The sequence below is a fragment of the Sulfitobacter sp. W027 genome (genome assembly GCF_025143985.1).
Lineage (GTDB): Bacteria > Pseudomonadota > Alphaproteobacteria > Rhodobacterales > Rhodobacteraceae > Sulfitobacter.
This window is the reverse complement of the sequence record NZ_CP083564.1, coordinates 58,662-79,362: the sequence shown is the minus strand read 5'-3', so window position 1 is coordinate 79,362 and position 20,701 is coordinate 58,662. Positions and strand designations below refer to the sequence as shown.

General features: G+C 60.1%; 22 protein-coding genes. 16 read left to right on the top strand and 6 right to left on the bottom strand.

What is annotated here, in order from left to right; all coding sequences use genetic code 11:
• Positions 1-7: 7 nt before the first annotated feature.
• Positions 8-673 carry a peptide-methionine (S)-S-oxide reductase MsrA gene (gene msrA / locus K3759_RS00360; protein ID WP_259983554.1) on the bottom strand — a complete coding sequence of 222 codons (666 nt, stop codon included), beginning with the start codon at positions 671-673 and terminating at the stop codon, positions 8-10.
• A 155-nt stretch (positions 674-828) separates the two neighbouring features.
• On the opposite strand from msrA, the gene K3759_RS00355 reads away from it, so the two are divergent.
• Both K3759_RS00355 and K3759_RS00350 read left to right on the top strand, forming a co-directional pair.
• Positions 829-1,527, top strand: coding sequence for a sulfotransferase (locus tag K3759_RS00355; RefSeq protein WP_259983553.1), 699 nt, complete (start codon positions 829-831; stop codon positions 1,525-1,527).
• A 66-nt stretch (positions 1,528-1,593) separates the two neighbouring features.
• Positions 1,594-2,007, top strand: coding sequence for a hypothetical protein (locus tag K3759_RS00350; RefSeq protein WP_259983551.1), 414 nt, complete (start codon positions 1,594-1,596; stop codon positions 2,005-2,007).
• Between the two features lie 148 nt (positions 2,008-2,155).
• Here the strand turns inward: K3759_RS00350 and K3759_RS00345 are convergent, their stop codons facing one another.
• The gene (locus tag K3759_RS00345) at positions 2,156-3,382 is read right to left on the bottom strand and encodes an argininosuccinate synthase (protein WP_259983549.1); all 1,227 of its coding nucleotides are present in this window, start codon (positions 3,380-3,382) and stop codon (positions 2,156-2,158) included.
• 123 nt (positions 3,383-3,505) lie between these two features.
• Between K3759_RS00345 and ilvA the strand changes: the two genes are divergently transcribed.
• Complete coding sequence (gene ilvA / locus K3759_RS00340; protein ID WP_259983547.1) at positions 3,506-4,738, top strand: threonine ammonia-lyase IlvA; 1,233 nt, start codon at positions 3,506-3,508, stop codon at positions 4,736-4,738.
• 162 nt (positions 4,739-4,900) lie between these two features.
• Positions 4,901-6,169 (top strand): PP2C family protein-serine/threonine phosphatase, encoded by a 1,269-nt coding sequence (locus K3759_RS00335; protein WP_259983545.1) that lies wholly within the window; start codon positions 4,901-4,903, stop codon positions 6,167-6,169.
• Here the strand turns inward: K3759_RS00335 and K3759_RS00330 are convergent.
• Positions 6,166-6,603: an NUDIX hydrolase gene (locus tag K3759_RS00330; protein ID WP_259983544.1), complete on the bottom strand. Its 438-nt coding sequence runs from the start codon at positions 6,601-6,603 to the stop codon at positions 6,166-6,168. The two genes, K3759_RS00335 and K3759_RS00330, sit on opposite strands and share 4 nt — an antisense overlap.
• 76 nt (positions 6,604-6,679) lie before the next feature.
• On the opposite strand from K3759_RS00330, the gene K3759_RS00325 reads away from it, so the two are divergent.
• The 7 genes from K3759_RS00325 (at position 6,680) to K3759_RS00295 (ending at position 15,116) form a co-directional block, all read left to right on the top strand.
• Positions 6,680-7,654: an Hsp33 family molecular chaperone HslO gene (locus tag K3759_RS00325; RefSeq protein ID WP_259983543.1), complete on the top strand. Its 975-nt coding sequence runs from the start codon at positions 6,680-6,682 to the stop codon at positions 7,652-7,654.
• A gap of 1 nt (position 7,655) precedes the next feature.
• Positions 7,656-8,252 (top strand): CoA pyrophosphatase, encoded by a 597-nt coding sequence (locus K3759_RS00320; RefSeq protein WP_259983541.1) that lies wholly within the window; start codon positions 7,656-7,658, stop codon positions 8,250-8,252.
• The gene (locus tag K3759_RS00315) at positions 8,228-9,409 is read left to right on the top strand and encodes a CCA tRNA nucleotidyltransferase (protein ID WP_259983539.1); all 1,182 of its coding nucleotides are present in this window, start codon (positions 8,228-8,230) and stop codon (positions 9,407-9,409) included. Before K3759_RS00320 ends, K3759_RS00315 begins: the two co-directional genes overlap by 25 nt.
• Positions 9,410-9,575: 166 nt before the next feature.
• Complete coding sequence (locus K3759_RS00310; protein ID WP_259983538.1) at positions 9,576-11,414, top strand: ABC transporter ATP-binding protein; 1,839 nt, start codon at positions 9,576-9,578, stop codon at positions 11,412-11,414.
• Positions 11,411-13,243, top strand: a complete 1,833-nt coding sequence (locus K3759_RS00305; RefSeq protein ID WP_259983537.1) for an ABC transporter ATP-binding protein — start codon at positions 11,411-11,413, stop codon at positions 13,241-13,243. Before K3759_RS00310 ends, K3759_RS00305 begins: the two co-directional genes overlap by 4 nt.
• 37 nt (positions 13,244-13,280) lie before the next feature.
• Positions 13,281-14,504 carry a class I SAM-dependent RNA methyltransferase gene (locus K3759_RS00300; protein WP_259983534.1) on the top strand — a complete coding sequence of 408 codons (1,224 nt, stop codon included), beginning with the start codon at positions 13,281-13,283 and terminating at the stop codon, positions 14,502-14,504.
• A 114-nt stretch (positions 14,505-14,618) separates the two neighbouring features.
• Positions 14,619-15,116: a murein L,D-transpeptidase family protein gene (locus tag K3759_RS00295; RefSeq protein ID WP_259983532.1), complete on the top strand. Its 498-nt coding sequence runs from the start codon at positions 14,619-14,621 to the stop codon at positions 15,114-15,116.
• 67 nt (positions 15,117-15,183) lie between these two features.
• Here K3759_RS00295 and K3759_RS00290 read toward each other — a convergent pair whose 3' ends face one another.
• On the bottom strand, positions 15,184-15,681 hold the full coding sequence (locus K3759_RS00290) for a CAP domain-containing protein (RefSeq protein WP_259983530.1): 498 nt from the start codon (positions 15,679-15,681) through the stop codon (positions 15,184-15,186).
• A gap of 167 nt (positions 15,682-15,848) precedes the next feature.
• Here K3759_RS00290 and K3759_RS00285 point away from each other — a divergent pair, with 167 nt between their 5' ends.
• Entirely contained in the window at positions 15,849-16,460 is a 612-nt protein-coding gene (locus K3759_RS00285) for a L,D-transpeptidase (protein ID WP_259983529.1), read from the top strand.
• Positions 16,461-16,601: 141 nt separating this feature from the next.
• Complete coding sequence (locus tag K3759_RS00280; protein WP_067261136.1) at positions 16,602-16,784, top strand: hypothetical protein; 183 nt, start codon at positions 16,602-16,604, stop codon at positions 16,782-16,784.
• Between the two features lie 104 nt (positions 16,785-16,888).
• Here K3759_RS00280 and hemH read toward each other — a convergent pair whose 3' ends face one another.
• The gene (gene hemH / locus K3759_RS00275) at positions 16,889-17,947 is read right to left on the bottom strand and encodes a ferrochelatase (RefSeq protein WP_259983527.1); all 1,059 of its coding nucleotides are present in this window, start codon (positions 17,945-17,947) and stop codon (positions 16,889-16,891) included.
• 53 nt (positions 17,948-18,000) lie between these two features.
• Positions 18,001-18,867 carry an SAM-dependent methyltransferase gene (locus K3759_RS00270; RefSeq protein ID WP_259983525.1) on the bottom strand — a complete coding sequence of 289 codons (867 nt, stop codon included), beginning with the start codon at positions 18,865-18,867 and terminating at the stop codon, positions 18,001-18,003.
• Here K3759_RS00270 and K3759_RS00265 point away from each other — a divergent pair.
• The 3 genes from K3759_RS00265 to K3759_RS00255 are packed head-to-tail and all read left to right on the top strand — an operon-like array spanning position 18,834 to position 20,690.
• Complete coding sequence (locus K3759_RS00265; protein WP_259983523.1) at positions 18,834-19,565, top strand: ComF family protein; 732 nt, start codon at positions 18,834-18,836, stop codon at positions 19,563-19,565. The two genes, K3759_RS00270 and K3759_RS00265, sit on opposite strands and share 34 nt — an antisense overlap.
• Before the next feature lie 37 nt (positions 19,566-19,602).
• Positions 19,603-19,863, top strand: coding sequence for a glutaredoxin 3 (grxC, locus tag K3759_RS00260; protein WP_067627897.1), 261 nt, complete (start codon positions 19,603-19,605; stop codon positions 19,861-19,863).
• Positions 19,860-20,690 (top strand): carbon-nitrogen hydrolase family protein, encoded by an 831-nt coding sequence (locus tag K3759_RS00255; protein ID WP_259983521.1) that lies wholly within the window; start codon positions 19,860-19,862, stop codon positions 20,688-20,690. Before grxC ends, K3759_RS00255 begins: the two co-directional genes overlap by 4 nt.
• The last annotated feature ends 11 nt before the right edge of the window (positions 20,691-20,701 follow it).

The window sequence follows — 20,701 nt, the reverse complement described above, 5'->3', positions numbered from 1 at the left end:
GTCGCGGTTATTTCACAAAGGGTGCCGCGCTGCCCCAAAGCTGTTTAACACGTGCATCACGGCCACAGCCACTGCGGTAGCGTTTATAGGCGACTGATTTTTTCACGCCCACGCCCACACTGCTAAAAGCCAGCCGCTCGCTGCTTTTGTAATAGTCTTGGTGGTAGTCTTCGGCGGGATAGAAGGTCGCATTGCCAAGGATTGGCGTCACAATCCGGGTGCCCAATGCGGCCTGTGCCTTGGCCTTGGCCGCTTCTGCCGCGTTTTTCTGAGCTGGGCTGCCTGCAAAGATCGCGGTGCGATAGCTTTCGCCCCGGTCACAGAATTGACCGCCCGCATCCGTGGGATCGATGGAGCGGAAAAAGAGGTCAAACAGCGTGTCCCGGCTGACAACGTCTGGGTCGAATTGAATTTGCACGGCCTCATAATGACCGGTGTTGCCGCCGGTGACCTGTTTGTAGGTGGGGTTCTTGGTGCGGCCTCCGGCAAAGCCCGAGACGGCCTCTTTCACGCCTTTGACGGATTCAAAATCCGCCTCCACACACCAGAAGCAGCCGCCCGCCACGGTCAGCACTTCGGTTCCCGCCGCCGCGGCAGGGCGGTTTTGCGCCGCGAGGCCCAAGGTGATGGCAAGGGTCAAGATCGCAGGTTTGAACATTGATTTTCGGAACATGGTTGTCCTCCTCAGGCATAGGGTTGCCGCTGCGGCGAAGGTAGCGCAAGGCCGGGGCAGGCGAAGTCACGCTCTGGTGAAGGCAATTTACCACTTGGCGAGATGCCGTGATCTTCCTAGCGTTCCGGGTTCAATGAGAATGGGGGAAACCTTTCATGCGTATTGCGATGTGGTCTGGGCCACGAAATCTGAGCACGGCGATGATGTATAGTTTCGGGGCGCGCCAGGACTTTACCGCGATGGATGAGCCTTTCTATGCGGCCTATCTGAAAGCAACAGGGCTGGATCATCCGATGCGCGATGCGGTTTTGGCGGGGCAAGAACAAGACCCTGCGCGGGTGCCCCTTGGCTTTGTTCAGGACGGTGTGCAGCACCTGTATATGAAACATATGGCGCAGCATATGATCGAAGAGTTTCCGCTGGATTGGGCGGAGGACTGCGTGAACATTCACCTGATCCGCCATCCGGCGCGGGTGATCGCGAGCTACACGGAGAAGCGCGAGGCACCTAACCTGGCAGATATCGGATTTGACCGACAACTGATGCTCTATCAGCGTTTGGGCGGATTGGTCATCGACAGCGGCGATATTCGTGCGGACCCCGAAGGCATGCTGCGCAAACTTTGTGCCGCAATTGACCTGCCTTTTGATCCCGCCATGCTGCACTGGCCCGCAGGGCCGCGTCCGGAAGATGGGGTATGGGCCTCGCATTGGTATGGCGCGATCCATCAAAGCACCGGATTCGCCGGTCCAGAGGGGGATTTGCCCGTGCTGGAGGGGGCGGATGCGCAGGTTCTGGAAGCGGCCTTGCCCTACTATGAGCAGCTTTTTGCAAGACGCCTTAAAAATCTCTGAAGGGTATGAAACTTATCTCTCGACCCCTTCGTGACTCCGGCACATTTCAAACGGAGGGAAAACCAGATGAAAAAATTTGCAAGCACTGTAGTTGCGCTGTCCATGGTAGCCGGTGGCGCTTGGGCTGATGCCCATGCCATGGCAATGGTCGAAGCGTCGGGCCAAGATGTCTCGAATGGCGTTGTCAGCGCTGACAAAGTCATGGCGGGCGAGAATGGCTGGTTGGTCGTGCACCGCACCGACGCCGACATGAAACCCGGCCCCGTCGTGGGTTATGCGCCGCTGCGCGCGGGCGAGAACACCGACGTTGTCGCGATCCTGCAAGAGGAAGTGGCATCGGGCGATATGCTGATGCTGATGGTGCATTCCGAAGATGGCGGCATGAAAACCGGCGTTTTTGAATACACGCTGGGCGCCAAGGAAGACGGCCCTATTAAGCCGGACGGTGAGCTGGTTATGACGGTCGTCACCGCCGATTGATCTGGCTTTAGCCAGATTTAAAAAGGCCCGGGCGGGAACGTCCGGGCCTTTTGCGTTTGTGCGTGGGACAGACCGCCGGGGGCGCTGCCCCCGGACCCCCGCGGGTATTTAAGAAAGGATGAAGAGGGGAATTAGGTCCCCTCTTAGTTCAGCCTTTGGTGCGCTTATCGCGGGCGGCGAGGAGTTTGAGGCGCAGGGCGTTCAGTTGGATGAAGCCTGCGGCGTCTTTTTGGTCATAGGCGCCGGCGTCGTCCTCAAAGGTGACATGGGCCTCGGAATAGAGACTGTGATCGGACCAGCGGCCAACGGTGCGTACGTGTCCCTTGTAGAGTTTCAAGCGCACGGTGCCGGTGACATGGGTTTGGCTCGCGTCGATGGCGGCTTGCAGCATAGTGCGTTCGGGGCTGTACCAGAAGCCGTTGTAGATCAGTTCGGCGTATTTTGGCATCAGCTCGTCTTTGAGGTGCATCGCGCCGCGGTCGAGCGTGATGGATTCGATGGCGCGGTGCGCTTCCAGCAGGAGGGTGCCGCCGGGGGTCTCGTAGATGCCGCGGGACTTCATGCCGACGAAGCGGCCCTCGACCAGATCGAGGCGGCCGCAGCCGTGTTTGCCGCCAAGCTCGTTGAGTTTGGTGAGGATCGTGGCGGGCGACATCGCTTCGCCGTTGATGCTAACCGCATCACCGCGTTCGAAGCCGATCTCGACGTATTCGGGCGTATCGGGCGCATCCTCGGGGTTCACGGTCCGTTGGTAGACGTAGTCGGGCGCGTCGACGGCGGGGTCTTCGAGCACTTTGCCTTCGGAGGAGGTGTGCAGCAGGTTGGCGTCGACCGAGAAGGGGGCTTCGCCGCGTTTGTCCTTCGCGATCGGGATCTGGTTCTGCTCGGCGAAGGCCAGAAGCTTGGTGCGGCTCGACAGGTCCCATTCGCGCCAAGGGGCGATGACCTTGATGTCGGGGTTGAGCGCGTAGGCGGCGAGCTCGAACCGGACCTGGTCATTGCCCTTGCCGGTGGCGCCATGGGCCACGGCGTCAGCGCCGGTTTCCTCGGCGATCTCCACGAGGCGCTTGGAGATGAGCGGGCGGGCGATAGAGGTGCCCAAGAGGTAGAGACCCTCATAGACCGCGTTGGCGCGGAACATCGGGAAGACGAAATCGCGGACAAATTCCTCGCGCACGTCCTCGATGTAGATATTCTCGGGCGCGATGCCCATCATCTCGGCTTTCTTGCGGGCCGGTTCCAGCTCTTCGCCTTGGCCGAGGTCGGCGGTGAAGGTCACCACCTCGCAGCCGTATTCGGTTTGCAGCCATTTCAGGATGATCGAGGTATCGAGGCCGCCGGAATAGGCAAGCACGACTTTCTTGGGCGCGGACATGACGGGTTCCTTTCAGGTTCGCCCTGCGAGGTAGCGGTTTTCGCGGGCGCGGGCAAGATTGAAGCCTGCGTTGACCTCTGCGGGCCGCGCGCCTATCGACGAATGGCAGCAAGGAGAGCACAGATGGCGGATGATTTTGCACAGAAAGCACAGGCGGCGGCAGAGGCGTTGCGGGTGTTGTTTCCGGCCACGCCGCTGCTGCGCAATGAGCATCTGTCGGAACGCTTTGGCGCGGACATCTGGTTGAAGCGCGAGGATTTAAGCCCGGTGCGCTCTTACAAGCTGCGCGGAGCCTTCAATGCGATGCGCAAGGTGATCCCGGGGCAGGGGGTGTTTGTCTGTGCCTCGGCAGGAAATCATGCGCAGGGGGTGGCTTTTGCATGCAGCCATTTCGGCGTGCGGGGGGTGATTTTCATGCCGGTGACGACACCGCAGCAGAAGGTGCAGAAGACCCGTATCTTTGGCGGCGATAACGTCGAGATCCGGTTGGTGGGGGATTATTTTGATGCCACGCTTGCCGCTGCGCAGAATTTTTGCCGGGATGAGGGCGCGCATTTCCTGTCGCCCTTTGACGACGAGGATGTGATTGAAGGGCAGGCATCTGTTGCCGTTGAGATTGCCGAACAATTGGGGCGGGTTCCGGACCGGGTGATCTTGCCGGTGGGCGGCGGCGGCCTGTCTTCAGGGGTGGTCAGTTATTTTGGCGATACCTGTGATTATACATTCGTTGAACCTGCCGGTGCGCCGAGCCTTGCCCGGGCGTTGGAGGCAGGGGCCCCGGTTGATGTCTCTCCGATTGATAACTTCGTCGATGGGGCGGCGGTGGCAAAGATTGGGGCCCGGCCCTTTGAGCGTTTGCGGGGGATGAACCCGGCGGATGTGGTGCATCTGCCGGAGGATCGGATTTGCGTGACGATCAACGAGATGTTGAACGTTGAGGGCATCGTGTTGGAGCCTGCGGGCGCGCTGTCGATTGATGCGCTGGGCGAGGTGGCGGACCAGATCGCGGGTAAGACGGTGGTCTGTGTGGCGTCGGGAGGCAATTTCGATTTCGAGCGTCTGCCCGAGGTCAAGGAGCGTGCGCAGCGCTATTCTGGGGTAAAGAAGTACTTTATTCTGCGCTTGCCGCAACGGCCCGGAGCGCTGAAAGAGTTTCTGATGCTGCTTGGCCCAGAGGATGACATCTGTCGGTTCGAGTACCTCAAAAAGTCCGCGCGGAATTTCGGCTCGGTCCTCATTGGGATTGAGACGCGTCGGCCTGAGAACTTTAAACCGTTCTTAGAGCAATTGGGCCAGTCGGGTTTCACATATACGGATATTACCAACGACGAAACGCTGGCGCAGTTCGTTCTGTAAGCAGGACGTTTGAGCGCTTTTGCGATGCCGGTTGCTAGCATTTCTGCGAACCTCCTTTTCATGAGCCTGCAGCGAAAGATCTAACAAAAGGTTGCTTAACGCGATTCACCTTCTGTTAGGCCATTGAAGGTTAGATCGAAGGGCCTGTCAGGATCGTGTCGCATGAAATTGGATATTCCCAGCCTATCACCGGCGGCAGCGACGCGTGCTGTGGCACCGCTGGTACTGGTGGTGGATGACGATGAAGTGCAGTTGGGTCTGTTGTCTGCCTCCCTACAGCGCTGGGGATATGAGGTGATGTCTGCCCCGTCGGGCGAAGTGGCTTTAACGCTTTGCGAGACCCGATTGCCGGACCTTGTGCTTTGCAGCTGGATTATGCCGGGGATGTCCGGGATCGACTTTTGCCGCGCTTTTCGGGCGCTTTCAGAGGAGCAATACGGCTATTTTATTCTGCTGACCGCCAAACACGAGAAGGAAGAGGTGGCGCGGGGGCTGGACGCGGGCGCGGATGATTTCCTGATCCAGCCGGTGAGTGAGCCGGAGCTGCGCGCCCGGATCATGGCGGGGGAGCGTATTTTGGCCATGCAGCGCGAATTGACGCAGAAGAACCGGCTGATCACTGAGACGCTGGATGTATTGCAACAGGTGCATGCGCTGATCGATAAGGACTTAATTGAGGCCAAGAAATTGCAGCAATCGCTGCTGCGCGAGCGCTATCGTGCCATGCCGGGTGGCAACCTGTCGATGATGTTGCGCTCTGCCGGGCATGTAGGTGGTGATCTGGTCGGATATTTTCCCGTACGGCCGGGGGTAGTGGGGCTTTTTGGGCTGGATGTTTCAGGCCATGGCATCAGCTCGGCCCTGATGACGGCGCGGTTGGCGGGATATCTTTCAGCCACGACACCGGATCAGAACCTTGCGCTTACGCTTTTGCCCGGGGGCAGCTATGCGGCCCGCCCTCCGGGAGAGGTGATTGAAGAACTGAACGATCTTGTCCTTAATGAGATGGATACTGAGCATTATTTTACCCTGATGCTGGCAATCGCCGATCTCACGACGGGCGAGGTGACTGTCGCGCAGGCCGGGCACCCTCATCCGGCCTTGCTGCGCAGCGATGGCGTGGTGGAACAGGCGGGGACCGGGGGCTTTCCCGTCGGGTTGCTCGCTGGGGTGGAGTTTGAGCAGTATAAGCTGCAGATGGCGCCGGGGGACCGGTTGTTGATCCTGTCGGACGGCGTGACAGAATGCCCCGACCCTGGTGGCGATATGTTAGGCGAAGACGGGCTGGCGCGGATGCTGGGCGAATTGCGCCGTTTTAGCGGCCCGGCGTTGCTAAGCGCGCTTGTCTGGAAGCTGTCTGAATTTGCTGGCAGACGCGATTTCCCCGATGATGTGTCGGGGATATTACTGGAGTATCTGGGCGATGCCTAGCGAAGGTAGCGTTGCAGAAACAGCCGATCGCCCTCATTCGCGAGGGTCGCCAATGCTTCATCGGCCGATAGCACCAGCGTGGCATGGTGTTGTTCTGTCGGTTCGGCAATCTGGCACACGGGGTGGGCGACGTAGATATGGCAGATTTTCTGCGCCCAGAGGTTGTAGTCCTTCATATAGGTAAAGCGGCGGAATGCGCCGAGCCGACGCGGACGGGCGATGCGCCAGCCGGTTTCCTCCAACACCTCGCGGTGAAGCGCTTGAAGTGGGGATTCACCAGTCTCAATGCCGCCCCCGGGCAGTTGCACTTCGGTGTCTTCGGCCATTTCAAGCGTCATCAGGAAGCGGCGTTGCAGCGGCAGAATGGCATAGACGCCGGGGCGTGGAATGTAGGTTTGGCCGGGCTGTGGTGTCTGGCCTGTACGTCGGATCATCTGCTGCCCCTTTTTCCATGGGTTGCTGCGCCTATATAGACGCGGTATGCCAAGCGGCCCCCGATAAGGAAACCCGATGACCCAAGGAACTAAAATCGCGTGGGACGATACCGTTCTGCCCTTTCAGCTAGATGATGTCGACATGCGCGGCCGCGTGGCGCGGCTTGATGGCGTGTTGGAAGGCATCTTGAAGCAGCACGACTACCCGCCGCAGGTTGAAGCTCTGGTGGCCGAAATGGCTTTGCTGACCGCGTTGATCGGTCAAACGATCAAGCTGCGCTGGAAATTGTCGCTGCAGGTGCAGTCTAAAGGCGCCGTTCGGATGATCGCCACCGATTACTACGGCCCCGAAAAGGAAGGCGAGCCTGCACGTATTCGCGCCTATGCGAGCTATGACGCGGACAGGCTGACGGATGAGGCTCCTTTCGAGCAGGTTGGCGAAGGGTATTTTGCGATCATGATCGACCAAGGCAAAGGTATGACCCCCTATCAGGGCATCACGCCGCTGGCCGGTGGGTCATTGGCCGCCTGTGCCGAGGCCTATTTTGCCCAGTCCGAACAGTTGCCGACGCGTTTCTCGCTAAGCTTTGGCAAATCGTCCGGTCCGGATGAGCCGGAGCACTGGCGCGCTGGCGGAATCATGTTGCAACATATGCCCAAAGCCTCCTCACTGGCGGCATCGGGCGAGGGGACTGGCGATGTTCTCAAGGCTGACGACTTGGTCGAAGGCGATGAGGCCGAGAACTGGAACCGCGTGAACATCCTGCTCGGCACGGTTGAAGAGTTGGAGTTGATCGGCCCCAGCGTGCCCCCGACCGACCTGCTGCTGCGATTGTTTCACGAGGAACAACCACGGGTCTACGATGCACAGCCGGTGCGTTTTGGCTGTACTTGCTCCGAAGACCGCGTGCGCCAAAGCCTTTCGATCTACTCGGCCCGCGACATTGAGAAAATGACGACGAACGAGGGCCGGGTGACCGCCGATTGCCAATTCTGCGGCGCACATTATGACCTCGACCCGGTGACGGTCGGTTTCGACGCCAAGGCCTAAGGTGAGCGATCGGTTCCAGTCTTTCCGCGAGGCGCTCGCGCAGACGGGGGTGGAATCCTCTGATTTTGACCTGAACCCGGAGGTCACCTTGCCCGAGGGGCGTAGCCTGCGGCCTGCAGGCGTGCTCGCGCCGGTGATTGATACGGGCGCGCGATTGGAACTGATCCTGACCAAACGCTCTTCGGCGTTGAAACATCACCCCGGACAGATAGCCTTTCCGGGGGGCAAACAAGACGGCGGCGATGCGGATGTTATCGCCGCCGCCCTGCGCGAAGCCCGCGAAGAAATTGGCCTGCCGAGCGAGATCGTAGATGTCTTGGGCGTGTTGCCCGCTCATGAGACGGTGACTGGTTTCAGCGTGACGCCTGTGATCGGCTATGTGACAAGTGAATTCACCGTGGTGCCAGAGCCCGGAGAGGTTGAGGAGGTGTTTCGCGTCCCTCTCGACCATGTGCTGAACCCCAGCAACTACCTTGTCCATTCCCGGCGTTGGCGCGGCCAGCGGCGGTATTATTACGCCGTGCCCTACGGCCCCTATTACATCTGGGGCGCGACCGCGCGTATGTTGCGGGCATGGGCGACGCGAATGAACAGATGATTCCAGCTTCGACGCGCTGGTTACAGGACGAAGACGCACAGCGGGTCTGCCGCGTGGTGCAGGACGGCGGGCACCGTATCTATTTTGTCGGCGGTTGCGTGCGCGACGCGCTGCTGGGCCTGCCGGATAGTGATGTGGACCTCTCCACCGATGCGACACCTGAAACGGTAATGGCGCTGGCCAAGGCCGCCGGGGTCAAGGCCGTGCCGACAGGGATCGACCATGGCACGGTAACGCTTGTGTCGGGCGGCAAACCGTTTGAGATCACCACCTTTCGCCGCGATGTCGAAACCGATGGCCGCCGGGCGGTTGTGGCTTTCTCGACCGATATCACCGAGGACGCGCGGCGCCGCGATTTTACGATGAATGCGCTTTACGCCACGCCGGACGGCCAAGTGCTTGACCCGCTGGGTGGGCTGCCTGACCTTCGCGCAAAACGCCTGCGTTTCATCGAAGACGCGGGGCAGCGCATTCGCGAAGATTATCTGCGTACCCTGCGCTATTTTCGTTTCATGGCGTGGTATGGCGACCCAGAGACAGGGCCGGAACCTGATGCGCTGGACGCGATCTCATCAAATTTGGACGGGCTAAAGACTCTTTCGGCAGAGCGCGTGGGCCAAGAATTTAAAAAGCTGCTCCGCGCTCCTGATCCCGCGCCTGCATTGGCGTTGATGCGCCAGACCGGAGTTTTGCCGGTGCTCTTGCCCGGGAGCGATAACCGCTGGATATCCATGCTGGTCCATTTCGAGCAGGCGCTGGAGCTGGCTCCGGATTGGCTGGTGCGTCTGGCTGCGCTGGGCGGAGAGGGATTGGCTGGCCGTCTGCGGCTAAGCAGGGTCGAAGCCAAACGTCTTGCGCTATTTCAAGAACAGGGGTTTGCGGGGCCACCCCTCCCAGAACTGGCTTATCGTCATGGAGTTGAAGTGGCGCGCGGCGCTGCATTGCTGCGGGCCTGTTTGGCCGAAAAATCTCCCGAAAGCGCTGTATTAGAGACTATAGATCGTGCCGCTTCCGCGCGGTTTCCCGTGACGGCCAAGGATCTGATGCCGAAGCTTAAAGGCCCGGAGTTGGGGTGTGAGATTGCTCGGTTAGAGCAAATTTGGATCGCTTCCGATTTCTCTCTGTCCCGCACGGAACTCCTGTCGGGGGCAAGCTAGTCGACATTGAGGCCGATTTCAGCTATTCAAGCTGTATTACAAGGGAGATGTGCAAAATGTACCGCGGGATCTGGTTCAGCTAAGCTGGCATAACCTTTAGCCCCCTCTGCGGCTTTGCCATTGGGCATCGCCGATCATTTTGCACGTTTATTTCCAAGGCCTCCCCATGTTCCGATTTTTCGAAAACCTCGTAGATCCCTATGTTGCCTATCGCGAAAAGGATCACCCGCCGCAGGGGCTTTGGCCCTTTTTGCGGGATTATGCACAGCCCTTTAAAAAGGTCTTCGTCCTCGCCGGGATGATGGCGATCCTTGTGGCTGCGATTGAAATTGGGCTGATCTACTACATGGGCCGTATCGTCGACCTGTTGGGCAGCGACCCTGCGCAGATGTGGGAGGACTACGGGACCGAATTGATCCTTGTCGCCCTCGCGGTGCTGTTCCTACGACCCTTGGTGCAAGCCCTCGACGTGATGCTGCTGAATAACGCCATCCTGCCGAACTTTGGCACCCTGATCCGTTGGCGGGCGCATCGACATGTCTTGCGGCAGTCGGTCGGTTGGTTCGAGAATGATTTCGCCGGGCGTATTGCCAATCGCATCATGCAAACACCCCCTGCGGCGGGGGAGGTGGTGTTTCAGGTCTTCGATGCGATCTCTTACTCGCTGGCCTATATGATCGGCGCGGCGATCCTGCTTTCTACCTCCGATATACGTTTGTTAGTGCCGCTTTTGGGCTGGTTTGTGCTCTACGGCGGCTTGGTGGCCTGGACGATCAAACGGGTCGGCCCAGCCTCAAAAGCGGCGTCGGATGCGCGCTCGCAAGTGACCGGGCGTGTCGTGGATGCTTATACGAATATCCACTCGGTCAAGATGTTCGCGCATCATGACCTTGAGGTCGATTTTGCCGGAGAGGCGATTGAAGAGGCACGGCGTACTTTCCAAGGCGAGATGCGCATTTTCACCATCATGGATGTGATGCTGACCCTGTTGAACGGCATGTTGATCGTCGGTGTCGTAGGCTGGGCGTTGGTGCTCTGGATGGGCGGAGAGGCGAGTGTCGGCGTTGTTGCCGCTGCCGCAGCGCTGGCGTTGCGGCTGAACTCCATGACCGGCTGGATCATGTGGGCACTATCGAGCTTTTTCCGCGAGTTGGGTGTCGTGGCCGAGGGGATGGAAACCATTGCCCAGCCCCTTGCCTTGACCGACCGACGCGATGCGCCGTCGCTGAAGTTGACGGACGGGCAGATCGAGATGGCAGATCTAAGCCACCACTACGGGCGCGAGAGCGGCGGGATCCAAGGCATCAATATCACTGTACAACCGGGCGAGAAGATTGGCCTTGTTGGCCGTTCCGGAGCCGGGAAATCGACCCTCGTGAAGCTGATGCTGCGGTTCTATGATGCCGAAGCGGGGCAGATCCGGATCGACGGGCAGGACATTTCACAAGTCCGGCAAGACAGTCTGCGGCGGCACATCGGCGTAGTGCAGCAGGATTCCTCGCTGCTTCATCGTTCGGTGCGCGAGAATATCCTCTACGGCCGCCCCGATGCCAGCGAGGCCGAGATGATTGCGGCGGCGAAACAGGCTCAGGCGCATGAGTTCATTCTTGATCTGACAGATCCGGAGGGACGCTCGGGCTATGATGCCCGTGTCGGCGAACGGGGTGTAAAACTCTCCGGCGGGCAGCGTCAGCGGATTACGCTCGCCCGAGTGATCCTGAAGGATGCGCCGATCTTGTTGCTGGATGAGGCGACCAGCGCGCTTGACAGTGAGGTGGAGGCGGTGATTCAAGAAACGCTCTATGGCATGATGGCTGGCAAGACCGTCATCGCCATCGCACACCGGCTGTCCACAATTGCCGAGATGGACCGAATTCTGGTTCTGGATCAGGGACGTATCGTCGAAGAAGGCACCCATGACGCGCTTTTGCAGAAAGCTGGCCTATATGCAGCCTTCTGGCACCGTCAGTCGGGCGGTTTTCTCGCATTGGATGACAAGACGTGAGCATTTCGAACTGGATCAACCCGTTTCACCCCGCCGATGGCCCGCCGCCGCAAACGCTGGGGGCTTTCATGCGCTGGTGCCTGTCGGGCGCTTGGCCGGTGCTTTGGCTTGCCGCGCTCCTTTCCGCCGCCGCTGGCGCGATGGAAGCGGGCACGGCGTGGATATTGGGCAAGGTCATCGACGCTACGGTCAGCGCGGGGCCAGAGCGGTTCTTCGAAGGCAGCAGTCTGGTGCTGGTGCTGGGCGCAGTCGCGTTCTTTCTTGTGGCACGGCCCGTGCTGTTCGGCCTGTCCTCGGCGTCGAACGCGATCATGGTGCAGCCCAATGTGAACCCGCTGGTGCTGTCCCGTCTGCACCGTTGGACGCTGGGACAGAACGTCAATTTCTTTGACGATGATTTTGCCGGACGCATCGCGCAAAAGCAGATGCAGGCCGCGCGGGCAGTGACAGATGTGGCGGCCGAGGTGATCAACGTGGTGGCTTTTGCGCTGGCCTCTCTCGTCGGGTCGGTTGCGCTGCTCTTGGCGATTGACTGGCGCGTGGCACTTGGATTTTCGGTCTGGCTGGTGATGTATCTGGCGCTGATCAACTGGTTCTTGCCGCGCGTGCGCAAGCGGGCGGCGGGCCGTGCCGGGGCGCGGGCGTTGGTGTCGGGGCAGGTGGTGGATACGATCACCAATATTAAAACGGTGAAACTCTTTGCCCATGCCGATCACGAAGACCGCGCGGCGCTTTCCGCGATGCAAAGCTTTCGTGCCCGGGCGCTGGAGTTTGGCTATCTCGCCGCCGGGTTCCGTTTGGCGCTGATGAGCCTTGCGGGGCTTTTGCCGGTCTTGCTAATGGGCGGGACAATCCTGCTGTGGCAGCGCGGTATGGCGAGCGAGGGGGATATCGTGGCCTCCGGTGCCATCGCGATCCGTATTGCGCAGATGACGGGCTGGGTGTCTTTCACTCTGATGGCGATCTATTCCAATATTGGAGAGGTCGAGGACGGCATGCGCACCCTAACGCCGCGCGTGCGGTTGGACGATGGGCCTGATGCGCGGGAGTTGGTGGTGAAGGCAGGGCAGATCGAATTGCGTGACCTCGGTTTTGCCTATGGCCGCCAGACGGGTGGGATCGACCAAATTTCACTGACCATCAAACCGGGTGAGAAACTGGGGATCGTTGGTGCCTCGGGGGCAGGGAAATCGACCCTCGTGGCGCTGCTATTGCGGCTCTATGAACCGGAGCAGGGCAAGATATTGATCGACGGGGTGGATACCACGACAGTCACGCAAGAGAGCCTGCGCCGTAATATCGGCATGGTTACGCAAGAAACCGCGATGTTCAACCGCTCCGCGCGGGACAACATCCTTTACGGGCGGCCCGATGCGACCGAGGCCGAGGTCATCGCCGCTGCGGAACGTGCCGAAGCGCATGAATTCATTCAGGAACTCGAGGATCACAAAGGCCGTCGCGGCTATGACGCGCATCTGGGGGAGCGTGGGGTGAAGCTTTCGGGTGGGCAGCGGCAGCGCATTGCCTTGGCCCGCGCGATCCTGAAAGACGCGCCCATTCTGGTGCTGGATGAGGCGACAAGCGCGCTTGATAGCGAGGTGGAGGCCGCCATTCAGCAGACCCTAGACCGGGTTATGGAGGGCAAAACCGTGCTCGCCATCGCGCACCGCCTGTCGACCTTGACAGAGATGGACCGCATCATGGTGATGGACGCGGGCCGCATTGCCGAGATCGGCAGCCATGCTGATCTGCTTGCCCAAGACGGGCTTTATGCGCGCTATTGGCAGCGGCAGTCGGGCGGGTTTCTGGATGTGAAGGCGGCGGAATAGGCTTTCGCTGTGGCCTTTGCCACGCTATGGGCAGGCTATGACAGAACATCACATCTTGCGCCTTGGCCACCACGGTGACGGCATTGCCGAAGGTCCGATCTTTGTCCCGATGACCCTGCCGGGGGAAACCGTCAGCGGTGAGGTCGAGGGCCAGCAATTGCGCGACGTGCGGATCGTTACGCCCTCCGAACAGCGGGTCGCGCCGCCGTGCCGGCACTTCAAATCCTGCGGAGGCTGCCAATTGCAGCATGCGGCGGATGATTTCGTGGCGGCGTGGAAGGTTGATGTGGTGCGTACCGCATTGTCGGCCCATCGGCTGGAGACTAAGTTTCGCCCCATCCAAACTTCACCCGCGCAATCGCGCCGCCGGGCCACCTTTGCCGCGCGGCGCACGAAAAAGGGCGCGATGGCCGGGTTCCATGGCCGCGCCTCTGATGTATTGATTGAGGTGCCGGGCTGTCAGTTGGTCGACCCCGCGCTGTTGCCCGGTCTGAAAGTGGCCGAGGAATTGGCGCTGATCGGCACCAGCCGCAAGGCCGAATTAGCCGTGACCGTGACGCTGTCGGAAGAGGGGCTTGATGTATCTGTCGCCAATGGCAAACCGCTCGACGGGCCGCTGCGGCAGCAGTTGGCGCAGACCTGTGAAGCTTTGGCGCTGGCACGGCTGACTTGGGATGGCGAGGTGATCGCGATGCGTGCGCCGCCCGCGCAGCACTTTGGCAGCGCAGCGGTCACGCCCCCGCCGGGCGCGTTCTTGCAAGCCACCCGCCATGGCGAAGCGGCCCTGCGCGACGCCGTCCTGGATGCCGTGGGACAGGCCGAGACCGTGGCGGACCTGTTCGCAGGCTGCGGCACCTTCGCTTTGCCGCTGGCGCAAAAGGCGCGGGTTCATGCAGTTGAGGGCGATGCCGAGATGATCGCCGCGCTTGAGGGCGGCTGGCGTCGGGCCAAGGGGGCCAAACCGCTCACCGTTGAGACCCGCGATCTGTTCCGCCGTCCGCTCTTGCCGGATGAACTGGCCAAGATCGATGCTGTCGTGCTAGACCCGCCGCGCGCCGGGGCCGAGGCGCAGGTGGCCGAGATCATCCGCGCCAAGGTGCCGCACGTGGCCTATGTCTCCTGCAATCCAATCAGCTTTGCCCGCGATGTGCAAAACATGGTGGCAGCAGGGTATCGACTGGATTGGGTGCAGGTCGTGGATCAATTCCGCTGGTCGTCCCATGTGGAGCTTGCCGCCTGTCTGACACTGCCAGAAGGGTAAGCAAACCGGCTGCATTTGCCTCGACTCATCACCTCTTTTTGAATGAAATTAATCCCTCCACGTGGTACCGCGGATGAAAAGGGCCGGAATGGCCGGGACTTTGAGGGCACAGTGATGAAACGCAGGACAATGATACTTGGCGGCACCGCTATGGTGGCGCTCGGCGCGTGCAGCAGCAGTAAATTCAAGCGCTACAATGGTCCCGAAGTGACCTATGTGGTTGTGAACAAAAGCCAACGTCGCATGATGTTGTTGCATCATAACCGCGTCTTGGAAGATTACCGGATCAAGCTGGGCTTTGCCCCTGTGGGCCATAAGACCATCGAAGGTGACGGACGCACGCCCGAAGGGCTCTACCGAATCGACCGTCGCAATCCGAACAGCCGGTTCCATCTTTCCGTCGGCATCGATTATCCGAATGAGCGGGATATTGAGATCGCCCGCGCCATGGGCAAAAGCCCCGGTGGCGACATCTTTATCCATGGGCAGAAAGACCCGCGGAAGAAAGAAAAGGACGATTGGACCTGGGGCTGTATCGCCGTCACCAACAAAGAGATCGAAGATGTCTATGCGATGGTCCGTGATGGCACGCCGATCCTGATCACACCCTGAACAAAGGCTAGGTAGAAACGACACCGGCCCCCGCAGGGGCCGGATAAACCGCTTAGGCGATGAACGATCAGTTGCCGACGACCAGCGTCCACCAGATCTTGCCACCGTTTTCCTGATACCAAGAGAAACCCATCTGGCGTCCATCGGGTGCCATCAAGATGCGGCGGGTGTCTGGCTGCTCCATCCAAGCAGCGAGGGTTTCAAGCTCGGTCTCATAGGTTTCCGAAATCACTTCGCCGACGAGGCCACCGGCATAGCCAACGCGCTGGATACGATCGATTGGCGAAGACCCGTCAGAGCCGAAGTGCCAGGGGCGGTTCTGCACCGACATATCGCGAGAATGGGTAGCGGCGGCGGCATTCAGCTTGGCATCAAGTGCCAAGGGCGTGACCCCGGCAGAGCTGCGCAGCGCATTCACCGAGTCGAGCATGCGGAATTGGATTGTACCCGCGTCGGAACGGCTGATGCGGTAGGAACCGCCAGCTTTGCCGCCGGTCGTGCTGGCAGGGACACAAGCAGATAGCGCAACCGTCAGCGCCAGCAGGATGGACAGGATACGGATCATATGAGCGCTCCACGCAATGAAATTTTTTCTGCCTTACATCGCGGCGCGTTGCAGTTCAAACGCACATAGGCGTGACTCTGCCGGGAGACCGTGGTTTCAATTGAAACTGCGACTTTCAAGCCATATATGTGGCCTTAATTAGCATAATTTCAGTTTGGAGACGCTCCATGACCGCTCACCGTTTTTCGATTAAGAGCCGCCGTGGCTTTCTGGCTGGCAGCGCTGCGATGCTCGCCACACCAGCGTTGGCGCAAAGCACTTCTACTTTTAACGCTGATGGCACCACAGAAACTGAGCGCGATCTGAATGAATCGGTGAAGCGCAATGTCTCCAGCTTCCGTATGCTGGATTGGCGCCCTTATTTCAGCAACACGCGCAATGGGGCGGTGCTGGTCGATATCGACAGCCGGGCGGTGCATTACTGGTCCGAAGATCAGAGCGTCTATAAGCTCTACCCCTCTTCCGTGCCTTTGACCGAAGACCTGACGCGCCGTGGCCGTACCCGGATTATCAAGAAGGTTGAGGGGCCAAGCTGGCGTCCGACGCCCTCGATGCTCAAGCGCAATCCGGATTGGCCACCCTATGTCGGCCCCGGCCCGGACAACCCCTTGGGCTCCCATGCACTCTACCTCAGCTGGACCTATTACCGCATCCACGGAACCCACGACACAAGAAAAATTGGTCGTAAGTCTTCCAATGGTTGCATCGGGCTCTATAACGAACATATTGCCGAACTTTTCGCCTTCACGAAGGTCGGTACTCAAGTGTTGCTTATTTGACGACATCCCCCTGATTCCTTGATGCAATAGCTGATTCCGGGTTTGCAAACTTTTGCCGATACTGTTTAGAACGGAGTCACGAGGTAAGTCTTGGGCGCGTGTATGTATATGATACAGCACGCCTATTCTGGAGGTTATGTTATGAAGAAACTCGTTCTCGCCGCTGCTCTGTCCGCTGCTGCATCGACTGCTTTTGCTGGTTCGCTGGCTGAGCCGATCGTCGAAGCACCGGTCATCGTGGAAGAAACAACAGGTTCGTCCTCGGGCATCCTGGTTCCCCTGATCCTGCTGGCACTGGTTGCCGCAGCTGTTGCTTCCGATTAATCGGAACTGACGATCAAACGGAAAAGGCGGTGCAATGCACCGCCTTTTTTGTATTCTGCGTATGGCTTTGAAAAAGGGGCCGCCACAGCGACCCCAAGGCGGGCTTAGACCCAGCCAGCCAGATTTTCACTGATGATCGTGGTTAGTGCCTCGATATGCGCGTCATCATCGTTAAGGCAGGGGATATAGGTGAAATCCCCGCCGCCTGCCTCTTCAAAGCTCTCTTTGATCTCTTCGTTGATCTCTTCCAGCGTTTCGATGCAATCCGCCGAAAAGGCAGGCGCACAGACGGCGATACTTTTCTTGCCCGCTTTGGCCTGACGGGCGACTTCTTCGACCGTGTAGGGTTGCAGCCATTCCTCGGGGCCGAACTGCGACTGGAAGGTCGTCATGATCTCGCTGTCTTGCCAGCCCAGACGCTCCTTCAGCAGGCGCGTCGTTTTCTGGCATTGGCAATGATAGGGGTCGCCCTCCATCAGATAGCGCTGCGGCAGGCCGTGGTAGGAACAGACCAGCAGGTCGGGCTTTTTGTCCTTCGCGGCATAGGCACGCTCAACCGATTGGGCCAGCGCTTCGATATAGTCGGGCCGGTCGAAATAGGGGGCAACGGTGCGCGACGCGGGCTGCCATTTCTCTTTGGCCAGCGCGGCAAAGAAAGCGTCATTCGCCGTCGCGGTCGTGGCCCCGGCGTATTGCGGATAAAGCGGGAAAAACAGGATCTTCTGGCATCCTGCGGCAACCATCGCTTCGACCTTGGACCGGGTCGATGGGTTGCCGTAGCGCATCGCGTAATCGACCATCACATCCGTGCCGTAACGCGCCTGCAGCGCCGCCTTGATCTCGGCAGTCTGCGACTTGGTGATCGTTGCCAGCGGGCTTTCGTTTTCGGCCTCGTTCCAGATGGATTTATAGGCCGCGCCGCTGGTGAAGGGGCGTTTGGTCAGGATCACCGTCTGCAACAGCGGCTGCCATTTCCATGGGCTGTAGTCGATCACTCGGCGGTCCGAGAGGAACTCGCTTAGGTAGCGGCGCATCGACCAATAGTCATAGCCGTCCGGCGTGCCAAGGTTAGCGAGCAAGACACCAACCTTGGGACGCGGGACTTTGGGGTGATCGCTGGGGCCGTGTTGGGGTCGGGCCGTCTCGGGCTGGGGTGCCTGCATGGGGTTTCCTCGCACATATGGTTCGCGCAGAGATAGCCGCTTTGCAGATTGGGTCAATCGGGGAGAGGCTCTTCGCGACTATTCAGCGCATCTGCCAGCCGTTGCTGCGCCGAACCGGGGCGGAGGGGTTTTTGTTGGCTTTCATCCGGTGCCCACCCGGCGAGGAAGATCATATCGAATGTCGCGGTGATCCGGCCCGAGGCGGCGGTGAAATGCGTGGCGTAAAGCTCTGCCGCGCGGGTGAGTACTGCACGGCCCGTGGGGCGGCGCAGGCGGGCTTGCAAAGCGTTGGTTTCCCCCATCTCGCGCAGATCGCGCATCAGCGCCCATGCATCTTCGTACTCCACAGTCAGTGGCTGGCTATCAGCCACCGGAAGTGCCAGACCCGCGCGTTGCAACAGCGCGCCAAGATCCCGCAACTCTCCCATCGGTGCGATCCGCGGGGAGAGGCCGCCGGTTACTTCAGCCTCTGCCTGACCCAAACAGGCGCGCAATTCATGCAGGGTTTGCCCGCCCAGTGCCACGGCTTGCAACAGCCCATCAGGGCGCAGCGCGCGGCGGCATTGGATCAGCTGGCCGATCGGATCATTCGTCCAGTGCAACCCCATAGCGTGAATCACCAGATCATGCGCCTGCGGTTCTAGCGCCAAGACTTCGCCCTCGGGCACAATCTTTGCCTTGGGAAAGGCGGCCTCCCAGACCTGCGGGAAAGCTGTCACGATAGCCGGTGCGGTAAACGCTTTTTTAACCAATCTCACCCGATCCTGAACCTCTTCGGCTGCCGCCTGTTGCAGGAACATTCCCCGCGCCGTCGCGCGGGCGCGGCGATGGGTGAGGGCCTTAAGGTCGGTCAGTGTGGGCTGTGCTGTCATGAGGAACACATAGAATGCCGCCACGGAGACTTCAAACAGCGCTCTCATTAATTTACCCGCCGCGCTGTCTGGGCTGTGGCGGGGTGGTGGACGCAGACTTTGGCCTTTGTGGTGGGTGCTGGCGTGACACATCCTTTATCGGCGGCACGGTATGCGATGCTTGCGGGGTGCCGCTGCCGGGGGGCGGAGATGTGGCTTCACCGCATTGTGATGCCTGTCTCGTCACGCCGCGCCCTTGGGCGCAGGGCCGCACGGCGCTGCTTTATCGCGATATGGGGCGCAGGTTGGTGCTGGCGCTGAAACACGGCGACCGCCAAGAGATCGCTCGCCCGGCGGCACGCTGGATGGCACAGGCGGCGCAAGGCATCTTACCCGATGCCGCACTGATCGCGCCGGTGCCCCTGCATTGGCTGCGTTTGCTAAAGCGTCGGTACAATCAATCAGGGCTATTGGCCAAAGCACTCTCGGTCGAAACCGGGCATAGCTGGTGCCCGGACCTGTTGCAGCGGGTCCGGCGCACGCCCTCACTTGATGGGTTGGGCCGGGCGGAACGGTTCAACGTTTTGCAAGAGGCGATCCGCGTGCATCCGCGACGGCGGCACCGTATCATCACGCGACCGGTGATTTTGGTGGATGATGTCTTTACCTCCGGTGCCACACTTACCGCTTGTACGGAGGCTTGCCTTGCCGCCGGTTCCGGGCCAGTTTTCGTGCTGGCACTGGCGCGCGTGGCCAAAGAGACCTAGATCACTGAGCAACGTTAACTGTTCAAAGGGTGATTTCATGCAACCTGTCGAAATCTATACGTCGCCGCTCTGCGGCTTTTGTCATTCCGCTAAACGTCTGCTGACTCAAAAGGGCGCGGCCTTTGATGAGGTCGACGTGCTGTCAGAGCCCGAGCGCAAGCAAGAGATGATCCAGCGTGCAGGCGGGGCCCGCACCGTGCCGCAGATTTTCATCGGGGATGTCCATGTGGGCGGCTGTGATGAGCTTTATGCGCTGGACCGTGCGGGCAAGCTCGACGCGCTGCTGCAAGACAGATGAAAATCGCGCTGCTGCAACTCAACGTCTCGGACGATCCGGTCGCCAATCTGAGCGAAACCCGCGCCTTATTGCGCGAGGCGGTGGCGGGCGGGGCGGAGTTTGTCCTGACGCCTGAGGTGACGAATTGCGTCAGCACCAGCCGTAGCCACCAACAAGCCGTGCTGGCCCATGAGGAAGATGACGCCACCCTCGCCGCGTTGCGCGAAGAGGCGGCGAAGGCGGGCATTTGGCTGCTGATCGGCTCACTCGCGCTCAAGACGCGGGGCGGCGACGGGCGCTTTGCCAACCGGTCCTTCCTGATCTCTCCGCAGGGAGAGATCGTGGCCCGCTACGACAAGATCCACATGTTCGACGTGGATATCAGCGCGACCGAGACTTACCGCGAGTCCGCAGGTTATTGCCCCGGCGACAAGGCCGTGGTGGCTGAGACTCCATTTGCTAAGATCGGCATGTCGGTTTGCTATGACATGCGCTTTCCTTCGCTTTATCAATCGCTTGCAGAGGCGGGCGCGCGTATCCTCACGATGCCTGCGGCCTTCTCTCCGGTCACTGGGGCCGCGCATTGGCACAGCCTGTTGCGGGCGCGAGCGATTGAGAATGGCTGCTATGTGTTGGCCCCGGCGCAGACCGGCACGCACGCCAGTGCCGAACACAAAACCCGCGATACCTATGGGCATTCGCTGGTCGTGGCCCCTTGGGGGGAAGTGGTGTTGGATGCCGGAACGGCCCCCGGCGTTTACTTTTGTGACATGGACATGGAAGAATGTGACAAGGCCCGCGCCAAGGTGCCCAGCCTTGCCAACCGCCGCCCCTTTGCCGCGCCCTGACCGGACCTAAG

Excerpts from the sequence above, each read along its gene's own strand:
- msrA (WP_259983554.1), bottom strand. The coding sequence starts at position 673 with ATGTTCCGAAAATCAATGTTCAAACCTGCGATCTTGACCCTTGCCATC.
- K3759_RS00355 (WP_259983553.1), top strand. The coding sequence starts at position 829 with ATGCGTATTGCGATGTGGTCTGGGCCACGAAATCTGAGCACGGCGATG.
- K3759_RS00350 (WP_259983551.1), top strand. The coding sequence starts at position 1,594 with ATGAAAAAATTTGCAAGCACTGTAGTTGCGCTGTCCATGGTAGCCGGT.
- K3759_RS00345 (WP_259983549.1), bottom strand. The coding sequence starts at position 3,382 with ATGTCCGCGCCCAAGAAAGTCGTGCTTGCCTATTCCGGCGGCCTCGAT.
- ilvA (WP_259983547.1), top strand. The coding sequence starts at position 3,506 with ATGGCGGATGATTTTGCACAGAAAGCACAGGCGGCGGCAGAGGCGTTG.
- K3759_RS00335 (WP_259983545.1), top strand. The coding sequence starts at position 4,901 with ATGAAATTGGATATTCCCAGCCTATCACCGGCGGCAGCGACGCGTGCT.
- K3759_RS00330 (WP_259983544.1), bottom strand. The coding sequence starts at position 6,603 with ATGATCCGACGTACAGGCCAGACACCACAGCCCGGCCAAACCTACATT.
- K3759_RS00325 (WP_259983543.1), top strand. The coding sequence starts at position 6,680 with ATGACCCAAGGAACTAAAATCGCGTGGGACGATACCGTTCTGCCCTTT.
- K3759_RS00315 (WP_259983539.1), top strand. The coding sequence starts at position 8,228 with ATGGGCGACGCGAATGAACAGATGATTCCAGCTTCGACGCGCTGGTTA.
- K3759_RS00310 (WP_259983538.1), top strand. The coding sequence starts at position 9,576 with ATGTTCCGATTTTTCGAAAACCTCGTAGATCCCTATGTTGCCTATCGC.
- K3759_RS00300 (WP_259983534.1), top strand. The coding sequence starts at position 13,281 with ATGACAGAACATCACATCTTGCGCCTTGGCCACCACGGTGACGGCATT.
- K3759_RS00295 (WP_259983532.1), top strand. The coding sequence starts at position 14,619 with ATGAAACGCAGGACAATGATACTTGGCGGCACCGCTATGGTGGCGCTC.
- K3759_RS00290 (WP_259983530.1), bottom strand. The coding sequence starts at position 15,681 with ATGATCCGTATCCTGTCCATCCTGCTGGCGCTGACGGTTGCGCTATCT.
- K3759_RS00285 (WP_259983529.1), top strand. The coding sequence starts at position 15,849 with ATGACCGCTCACCGTTTTTCGATTAAGAGCCGCCGTGGCTTTCTGGCT.
- K3759_RS00280 (WP_067261136.1), top strand. The coding sequence starts at position 16,602 with ATGAAGAAACTCGTTCTCGCCGCTGCTCTGTCCGCTGCTGCATCGACT.
- hemH (WP_259983527.1), bottom strand. The coding sequence starts at position 17,947 with ATGCAGGCACCCCAGCCCGAGACGGCCCGACCCCAACACGGCCCCAGC.
- K3759_RS00265 (WP_259983523.1), top strand. The coding sequence starts at position 18,834 with ATGCCGCCACGGAGACTTCAAACAGCGCTCTCATTAATTTACCCGCCG.
- K3759_RS00270 (WP_259983525.1), bottom strand. The coding sequence starts at position 18,867 with ATGAGAGCGCTGTTTGAAGTCTCCGTGGCGGCATTCTATGTGTTCCTC.
- grxC (WP_067627897.1), top strand. The coding sequence starts at position 19,603 with ATGCAACCTGTCGAAATCTATACGTCGCCGCTCTGCGGCTTTTGTCAT.
- K3759_RS00255 (WP_259983521.1), top strand. The coding sequence starts at position 19,860 with ATGAAAATCGCGCTGCTGCAACTCAACGTCTCGGACGATCCGGTCGCC.